Here is an 8,408-nt window from a genome sequence, read left to right on the forward strand (position 1 = left end):
CCCCCCCCCCACCCCCCCCCCCCCCCCCCCCCCCCCCCCCCCCCCCCCCCCAGCTCCCACATTGGACGGTGTTGTGTCAGGCGTATGCTTTGATAGAAGGCGCCATCTGCGAGGCGTTGTAATTGAGGATGCGACCGTCCGCTTCCACGCCATAACGGCCGTTGAGCGATTCCAGCGGCAAGCCGTACAAGTGGAAATGCAGGGTTGCCTGCTCACCTTCCACCTTGATGCCGTGCAGGTCTTCACCGAGGAACGAGATCGACGTACCGGGCTGCACGATCACTTCCTTCTCCAGGCTCAGGGTGGTGAACCCAGGCTCGCGGCCTTCGTCGCTGCGGGCGTAGACGTAGTTGATCTCCTGGCCTTCGATGGCGCTGATGATCGCCCAGGTCTCGTGGTTGTGCGGGATCGTACTTTTGCCCGGCAGCAACGAATTGAGGTACAGGGTCGGCGTGTCGCCGTCGTCATTCAGGCGATAGCGAAAGGCGGTGCTGCCCTGCCCCGGCACCGGCGCGGGGAATTCGTCGAAGTTGAACAGATCACGGCGTTCGGCCAGGGCTTCCAGCAGACTGACGATTTCCACCAGGGCCGCACGGTCTACGCCGCGCTGATTGATCACGCGGATCTGCTGCAAGAACGCTTCGATCACGTCGGCACGGTTTTCGGTACTCATCACGCATTTCCTCTTATCAGACAGACAGGCTGTATCGGCTCAAATTGGTCAACAGGTACGGATCGTGGGCGATGGGGCCACGGCGCCCCGTGTCGCCCAGGGCATGGCGCAGGAACGTCTGGGTGCGTTCGCTGGCCGGGTGCTGGAAAATCTGCTGCGCGCTGCCGTGCTCGACAATCACGCCGTTTTCGGTGAAATACACCACGTCGCTGATCTCTTCGGCGAAGCGCATTTCGTGGGTGACCAGCACGCAGGTCATGCCCTCTTCGGTCAGCTCGCGGATGACGGTCAGCACTTCGCCGACGGTTTCCGGGTCCAGGGCGGAGGTCACTTCGTCGAACAGGATCAGCTCCGGGCGCATCGCCAGGGCACGGGCAATCGCCACGCGCTGTTGCTGACCGCCGGAGAGCTGGCCCGGGTAGGCGTCGGCCTTGTGTTCCATGCGCACTTTGGCGAGCAACGCCCGTGCGTCTTTCTCGGCATCGGCACGGCTGCGCCCCAGCACCTTGCGCGGGGCGATCACCAGGTTTTCCAGCACCGACAGGTGCGGGAACAGGTTGTACTGCTGGAACACAAAGCCCACGCGCTTGCGCAACTCGATGCGCTGGGCTTCCTGGGCCAGGGTGTCGACCTGGGTCTGGCCCACGCGAATGCTGCCGCGCTGGGGCTGCAACAGCCCGGTGATGCAACGCAGGATGGTGGACTTGCCCGAGCCCGACGGGCCGATGATCGACACCGCCTGGCCGCGCTGCACGTCCAGGTCGATGCCCTTGAGCACCGGGTTGGCGCCGAACGACAGGTGTACATCCCGCAGGCTCACCAGGGGTTCAATAGAAGGCATAACGGCGCTCCAGGTGTTGGGTCAGGCGGGAAATCGGGTAGCAGTAGGCAAAGAACAGCACCAGCAGGCTCAGGTAGATCACCACGGTGAAACCGGTCATGTTCACCGTGTTGCTGGCGATCTGCGCGGTGTCGATCACGTCATGCACGCCCACCAGCGAAGCCAGCGCGGTGCCCATGGTCACCACCGCATACAGGTTCATCCACGGCGGCAGCATGCGCTTGAAGCACTGCGGCAGGATGATCGAACGGAACAACTGGCCCCGGGTGAACGCCAGTGAACGCGCAGCCTCCCACTGGGTGCTGGGGATCGAGCCGATGGCGCCGCGAAAGATCTCCGCCACGTTGGCGCTCGCCGGCAAGGCCAGGCCGATGGTGACCTTGACCCAATCGGGGAACGACACGTAGCTGCTGCCAATGTGGATCTCGAACGGGAACACGTAAGTGGTGAAATAGATCAGCACCAGCCAGGGCGCATTGCGAAACACTTGCACCCACAACCGCGCAACACCGCCCAGCGGAGACAAGGCCAACGCGCCGATCAACAGGCCGAGCACCGAGCCCAGCCCGATCGCCACCACGCTGATCAAGATGTTCTGGCCAAAACCGGCCACCAGTGCCGGCGACCATTGCAGCAACGCCGACAGCACCGGGAATGAATCAATGGCCATAGCCGGGCATCCTCAGGCGCGCTTCCAGCCAGCGCCCCACACAATTGACGGTAAAACTCAGCAGGCCGAAAAAGCTCAGGATCAGAATCATCAGCTCCAGCACGTTGTCACTCTGGGTCCAGATCATGATCGCCGCGTAGGTGATGTCGCCCACCGCAATCGCCGAGGCCACGGCGGTCATCTTCACCAGGTCGATCAGGTTGTTGATCAGCGACGGCAAGGCAAAGCGCAGGGCCAGAGGCAACTGCACGTTCCACAACAACTGGCGGTTGCTGAAGGCCAGGGAGCTGGCGGCTTCCAGGGTCACGGCGGGCACCGCCTCAATGCCGGCGCGCAAGGCTTCGGCATGGAACGCGCCTTTGTGCAGCGAGATCACGATGACCACCCAGGCGAACGGCGTAAGCGGGTTGGCTGCGCCGACGGCTTGGGTCAGCAGCATGTTCAACACCAGGAACGCGCAGTACAGCTGCACCAGGGTCGGCGTGTTGCGCGTGACTTCGATGAACACCCGCGCAGGCTTGGCCAGCCACGGGTTGCCCGAGGTCAGCATCGCTGCAAGGCCGGTGCCCGCCAGCAGGCTGCCGATGATGGTGAACACACACAGCAAGCCGGTGGTCCACGCGCCCTGCACCAGGGTGCCGCGCTGGTAGGCGTCGAGCAGGAAGTTGTAGTTCAGGCCAATGCTTGCAGCCCAGTGGACGAACGCCTCCATCATTGCAGTTTCTCGCAGGCAGCGGCGATGCGCCGCCCGGCTTCGGCCACACTGTCGGTCGCGGTGGCAATGGACAGGCGAAACCACGGCGACAGGCCGTAGGCACTGCCCGCCACGCCGGCCACGCCCTCTTCCAGCAACCAGGCCACGACATCCTCATCGTTGTCGATGCGCAGGCCGTCGGGACGATGGCGCCCCAGCAGCCCGGCGCAGTGTAAAAACACGAAAAAGCCGCCCTGGGGTTCGAGCACTTCCAGACCTTCGACGGTTTTCAGAGCTTTGACCAAAATATCCCGACGCAACTGGTAGGCCGCGACCTGCTCCGCGAGAAAATCCAGCCCACCGTTGTAGGCCGCCAACGCCGCCGCCTGCCCCACCGATGACGCCCCGGAGGTGGATTGGGATTGCACCACGGCCATCGCGTCGGTGAGGTGTTTGGGCCCGGCGCCGAAGCCGATCCGCCAGCCGGTCATAGCGTAGGTCTTGGACACACCGCCCACCAGCAAACTGCGCGGCAGCAGGTCCGGCGCCACGTTCAACAGGCTCTGGGCTGGACGCCCGTCAAAGCGAATGTGTTCGTACAGCTCATCCAGCAGCACCAGCACGTGGGGATGGCGACGCAGTACATCCGCCAACGCGCGCAACTCGGCGTCGCTGTACACCGCACCGCTGGGGTTGCCCGGGCCATTGAGGATCAGCCAGCGCGTGCGCCCGGTGATGTGCTGTTCCAACTGGTCCGGCAGCAATTTGCAGCCCTGCTCCAGCCCGCATTCGATGAACACCGGCTCGCCGCCGTTGAAACGCACGCTGTCAGGGAACGACGGCCAGTACGGCGTGGGGACCAGCACTTCATCGCCGTCGTCCAGGGTGGCAGCAAACGCATTGAAGATGATCTGTTTGGCACCGTTGGCGATCACGATGGACGACAACGGATAGTCCAGGTGGTTTTCCTCGGCCAGCTTGCGCTGCACCGCCAGGCGCAATGCCTTGACGCCCGGCGTGGGCGTGTATTTGGTCGCGCCCGCCGCGATGGCCGCATAGGCGGCCTGCTTGATGTGCTGCGGCGTATCGAAATCCGGCTCGCCAGTGGTGAGGTCGAGGATGTCGCGCCCTGCCTCACGCAATTCGGTGGCACGGGACTTGGCGGCAGCATTGGCCGACAGCGACACCCGCTGCACGCGCCGGGACAGGCGTACGGTCATGGCTGCACCTCAAGGACTTTGCCGGGGTTGAGCAAGTTATGGGGGTCGAGGGCCTGTTTGATGCGGCGCATCAGGTCCAGCTCCACTGGGGTTTTGTAGCGGCTGAGCATGCCGACCTTGCGCTGGCCGATGCCGTGCTCGGCGCTGATCGAACCGCCGTGGGCATGGGCGCTGTCGTGCACCAGGGCACTCAGCTCGGCGTAGTGGGCCATGTGCGCCTCCACCGTCGAATCCAGCGGATGGGCCACGTTGTAGTGCAGGTTGCCGTCGCCCAAATGGCCGAAGGTGAAGTGGCGCACGCCGGGAAAGTGTTGCTGCAGCAACGCGTCGGTATGCGCGACGAACGCCACCACCTGGGAAATCGGCACCGAGATGTCGTGCTTCATATTGCGCCCGGCGCGCTTCTGCGCCTCGCTCATGTTTTCGCGCAACAGCCACAGGGCTTCGCTCTGGGCGAGGCTTTCGGGGATCAGTGCGTCGCTCAGCAGGTTGTGTTCGAACGCATCGCCCAGCACCCGTTCGAAGGCTTCCCGTGCCTGGCTTTCGCCGTGGTTGTCCGAGAGTTCAATCAGGGCAAACCAGGGTTGCCCGGCGTTTTTGAACGGTTGCGGGCCGTCGGGGAACTGCTCGCGCAGCAACGCCAGGCAATCCGCCGTGAGCAGTTCGAACGCCGTGAGGCTCGCACCGAACCCTGCCCGGGCATGGGACAGGAACGCCACGGCCTGGGCCAGTTCATCAAAGGCCAGAAATGCCGTGGCCTGGGCCTTGGGCAGCGGGAACAGCTTGAGGGTGGCCGCCGTGATAATGCCCAGAGTGCCTTCGCTGCCGATGTACAGGTCACGCAGGTCGTAGCCGGTGTTGTCCTTGCGCAAGCCGCGCAGGCCGTGCCAGATCTCGCCTTCGGCGGTCACCACTTCCAGGCCCAGGGTCAACTCGCGGGTGTTGCCATAGCGCAGCACGCCGGTGCCACCGGCATTGGTGCCAAGGTTGCCGCCCAGGGTGCAACTGCCCTCGGCGCCCAGGCTCAGCGGGAACAGGCGACCGGCATCACGGGCCACCTGCTGGACGTTTTGCAAGATGCAGCCGGCCTCCACGGTGAGGGTGTCGTTGTCGGTGTCGACGTTGCGCACGCGGTTCATGCGGTCGAGCAACAGCAAGACCGAACGCCCGCTGGCATCCGGCGTGGCGCCGGCCATCAACCCGGTATTGCCGCCCTGCACCACGATGGGCGCTTTCAACGCCACGCAGGCGCGCACCACCGCCGCGACTTCTTCCGTGTTGGCCGGGTGCACCGCCGCGATCACCTGGCCGGTGTAGCGACCTTGCTTGTCGGTAAGGTAATGCGCGGCCTCTTCAGAGGTTTGCACATGGGCCGCGCCGAGCAGGTGTTGCAAGGTGGCGAACAACGCGTCACTCATGGCTGTAGTGCTCGTGCAAATCACGCAGGGCCTGGGACGGTGCCATACCGGTACGCTCGCCCAGGGCGATCAGGTAACCGCTCTTGTGCCAGTCACGCACGATGGCATCGAGCTTGGCCTGGGTGTCGTGTTCGCCCTTGCGAATCCAGATCACCGATTTGGACGGAATCAGGTCGCCCGGCAGCGGGATCTCATAACCGGACCATTCGGCATCACTGAGCAACGCATGCATGGTCGGGCTGACGTGCACCGCCGCCACGCACCCGTTGCCGCGCAAAGACAGCAGCGATTCGGACTGGCTGCGGAACGCCTTGATCTGCGCGCCGTAGGTCTCCTGCAGCGGTTTGATGAAGTTGCTGCCCTGGGACACGCACACCGGTTTGTCCTTGAGGTCGGCCCACTGCGTGATCCCGGCGCCTTTGCGGATCAACGCCGCGCCGCCGACTTCTTCATAGGGCGTGGGCACGTAGTCGAGGATCTCGGCGCGCTCTTCGGTGAACTGCATGTTGGCAATCAGGATGTCGACCTTGCCCTGCTGCAGGAACTGCACGCGGTTGGGCGCCAATACGGACACGGTCTTGGTCTCGACGCCCAGCGCCTGGCCGATGCCCTTGGCCAACTCCACGTTGTAGCCCAGGTGTTCGCCGGTCTTGGGGTCAATGGTGCCGAACGGCGGGCCGCTGAGGATCACGCCCACGCTGATGGCGTGGCGCTGCTGGATCTTGTCGAGGGTGGCATCGGCGTGGGCGAAGCCAGCGCACAAGGCCAGGCCGAGTGCGGCGAAGGTTTTGACGTGCATGCTCAGGCGCCCTTGAACTGTTTTTGCAATTCCACCAGCGCCGGCGACGCGGGGCTGATGCGGTTACGGGTCTGGGCGTCGATCAGCCAGCCGCTGCGGTGCAGCTCCTTGACGATCGGGTCCAGCTTGGCCTGGGTGTCGCTCTCGCCGCGACGGGTCCAGATCACCGACGGCGCCGGGTTCAGCTCCGGGCTGATGGCGCGGTAGTCCTTCCATTCCGCGCTGTCGTTGATCAGCGGGTTGATCAAGGTGGAGTCATGCACGGCGGCCACGCAGTTGTTGCCACGCAGGGCCAACAGCGACTCGGACGAACTCTTGAAGGCTTTGATCTGGGCGCCGAATTCGGTCAACGGCTTCACGTAGCTGCTGCCTTGGGAGGTGCACACCGGCTGGTCCTTGAGGTCTTCCCAGCGGGTGATCTTGCTGTCCTTGAGCACAGCAGCGGTGCCCCCGATGCGATAAAACGGCGTGGGCACAAAGCCAAGGATCTCACCGCGCTCGGCAGTCCACTCCATGTTGGCGATCAGCAGATCGACCTTGCCCTGCTGCAGGAACTGCACGCGGTTGGCCGGCAATACCGGCACCAGTTGCACCTGCGCCTTGAGCTGACGCCCCAGTTCGTTGGCCAGGTCGACGTTCAAGCCCTTGGGTTGCTGGGTACTCGGGTCAATGCTGCCGAACGGGCCACCGGACAGCAGCACGCCGACCACCAGCACATGGCGTTGCTCGATCTTGTCCAGGGTCGCATCGGCCTGCGCCGCCACACTTGCCCCCAAGGCCACTGCCGCGCCGAGGGCCACCGGCAACCATTTCTTGAACATCATTGGACTTCCCCCTGGCTAATGATCGGCGTACCCCGACCTGATGGAGGGGCATGCTAGGGAGAGTGCGGGGGCAACGGAAATGCAAATATCTCATATCGTTATAACTTGCCGTGTATGGGCAACCTCGCATCAAGGCATAACCCATGTTTTATTGGGCGCTGTAAAAAACCGCTTCAACAACACATTAAAATCTGTAATGTTTAACTTCACGTCCTTGATATAAAAACGCCTCTGGAAATGGCCATGTCGACCCTCGATCTTGAACTCCTGCGCACTTTTATCGCCGTGGTCGACCACCACAGCTTCGCCGAAGCCGGCACGCACCTGGCGCGCACCCAGTCCTCCGTGACCCAGCATATGCAACGCCTGGAACAGCAGGTGGGTGTGAGCCTGTTTGAAAAGCGCGGCCGGCAGAAACAGCTGACCGAACCGGGTTTGCAGCTGTTGCGGCATGCGCGGCAGATGCTGTCGCTGAATGACGATGCGTTGAATTCGTTGCGTGAGAGCAGCTTGAGTGGGGTGTTGCGCATTGGTTCGCCCCATGACATTGCCGACACGATCTTGCCGCCGATTCTTAGCCATATCGCCCGTTCGGCTCCGCGCTTGCGGCTGGAGATTGATGTGGGGCGCAGTCCGTTTTTGATGGATGACTTGCACCGGGGCAAGGTGGATATGGTGATTTCTACGCGCTCGGATCCGAACCTTGAGGGGTTTGCGTTGAGGACGTCGCCGGTGTGGTGGATTTGTTCGGCGCAGTACATTCACCAGCCGAGTGAGCCGTTGCCGCTGATTCTGGTGGATGAGCCGAGTATTTATCGGCGGTATGCGCTGGAGGCGTTGGAGCGGGCGAATATTCCTTGGCGCCAGGCGTATCTGGCGTCGAATTTGATTGGGATTAAAGCGGCGACTCGGGCGGGGTTGGGCGTGACGCCGCGGAGTATGGAAATGCTGGGGCCGGATATGCGGGTGCTGGGGGAGACGGATGGGTTGCCGCGGTTGCCGGAGGTCACGTATTACCTTTGGATTCGGCCGAATACGGCGAATCCGATTGCGCGCAAGGCTTATGATTTGATTCGGGGGAGTCAGGGGTTGTCGTGATTTTGATGGATGGGTGTATATCCGTTATTGGGGTGATGGCTGATATAGGTTCCGCCCTTACGGCGGCTCACTTTTGATAGAGCGCAAAAGTAAGCATGGGCCTGTCTCCCTGCAGCGGACGCCAAGAAGCTGGCTATCCAGTCTTCTGCCTCAAGCTCTTTGCATATTCGT

General features: G+C 63.0%; 10 protein-coding genes. 1 reads left to right on the forward strand and 9 read right to left on the reverse strand.

What is annotated here, in order from left to right; all coding sequences use genetic code 11:
- Positions 1-76 precede the first annotated feature (76 nt).
- The 8 genes from AC07SU_RS30655 to AC07SU_RS30690 are packed head-to-tail and all read right to left on the reverse strand — an operon-like array spanning position 77 to position 7,139.
- Complete coding sequence (locus tag AC07SU_RS30655; RefSeq protein ID WP_494999240.1) at positions 77-673, reverse strand: cysteine dioxygenase family protein; 597 nt, start codon at positions 671-673, stop codon at positions 77-79.
- Between the two features lie 16 nt (positions 674-689).
- Entirely contained in the window at positions 690-1,514 is an 825-nt protein-coding gene (locus AC07SU_RS30660) for an amino acid ABC transporter ATP-binding protein (protein ID WP_494999241.1), read from the reverse strand.
- Positions 1,501-2,184: an amino acid ABC transporter permease gene (locus AC07SU_RS30665; protein WP_494999242.1), complete on the reverse strand. Its 684-nt coding sequence runs from the start codon at positions 2,182-2,184 to the stop codon at positions 1,501-1,503. The genes AC07SU_RS30660 and AC07SU_RS30665 overlap by 14 nt, the downstream gene beginning before the upstream one ends.
- Positions 2,174-2,899, reverse strand: coding sequence for an amino acid ABC transporter permease (locus AC07SU_RS30670; protein WP_494999243.1), 726 nt, complete (start codon positions 2,897-2,899; stop codon positions 2,174-2,176). The genes AC07SU_RS30665 and AC07SU_RS30670 overlap by 11 nt, the downstream gene beginning before the upstream one ends.
- Positions 2,896-4,098, reverse strand: a complete 1,203-nt coding sequence (locus AC07SU_RS30675) for an aminotransferase class I/II-fold pyridoxal phosphate-dependent enzyme (RefSeq protein ID WP_494999244.1) — start codon at positions 4,096-4,098, stop codon at positions 2,896-2,898. The genes AC07SU_RS30670 and AC07SU_RS30675 overlap by 4 nt, the downstream gene beginning before the upstream one ends.
- A complete protein-coding gene (locus AC07SU_RS30680; RefSeq protein ID WP_494999245.1) occupies positions 4,095-5,516 on the reverse strand; it encodes an FAD-binding oxidoreductase in 1,422 nt (473 codons plus the stop codon). Before AC07SU_RS30680 ends, AC07SU_RS30675 begins: the two co-directional genes overlap by 4 nt.
- Positions 5,509-6,315: a transporter substrate-binding domain-containing protein gene (locus AC07SU_RS30685; protein ID WP_494999246.1), complete on the reverse strand. Its 807-nt coding sequence runs from the start codon at positions 6,313-6,315 to the stop codon at positions 5,509-5,511. The genes AC07SU_RS30680 and AC07SU_RS30685 overlap by 8 nt, the downstream gene beginning before the upstream one ends.
- Positions 6,316-6,317: 2 nt before the next feature.
- Entirely contained in the window at positions 6,318-7,139 is an 822-nt protein-coding gene (locus AC07SU_RS30690) for a transporter substrate-binding domain-containing protein (RefSeq protein WP_494999247.1), read from the reverse strand.
- A 243-nt stretch (positions 7,140-7,382) separates the two neighbouring features.
- Between AC07SU_RS30690 and AC07SU_RS30695 the strand changes: the two genes are divergently transcribed.
- The gene (locus tag AC07SU_RS30695) at positions 7,383-8,237 is read left to right on the forward strand and encodes a LysR substrate-binding domain-containing protein (protein WP_494999248.1); all 855 of its coding nucleotides are present in this window, start codon (positions 7,383-7,385) and stop codon (positions 8,235-8,237) included.
- On the opposite strand, the gene AC07SU_RS30700 is transcribed toward AC07SU_RS30695, so the two are convergent.
- Positions 8,222-8,408: hypothetical protein (locus AC07SU_RS30700; protein ID WP_494999249.1), on the reverse strand; the 187-nt coding region annotated here is incomplete at its 5' end. The genes AC07SU_RS30695 and AC07SU_RS30700 overlap by 16 nt on opposite strands.

It is taken from the genome of Pseudomonas sp. GW821-FHT05H12 (assembly GCF_059419385.1).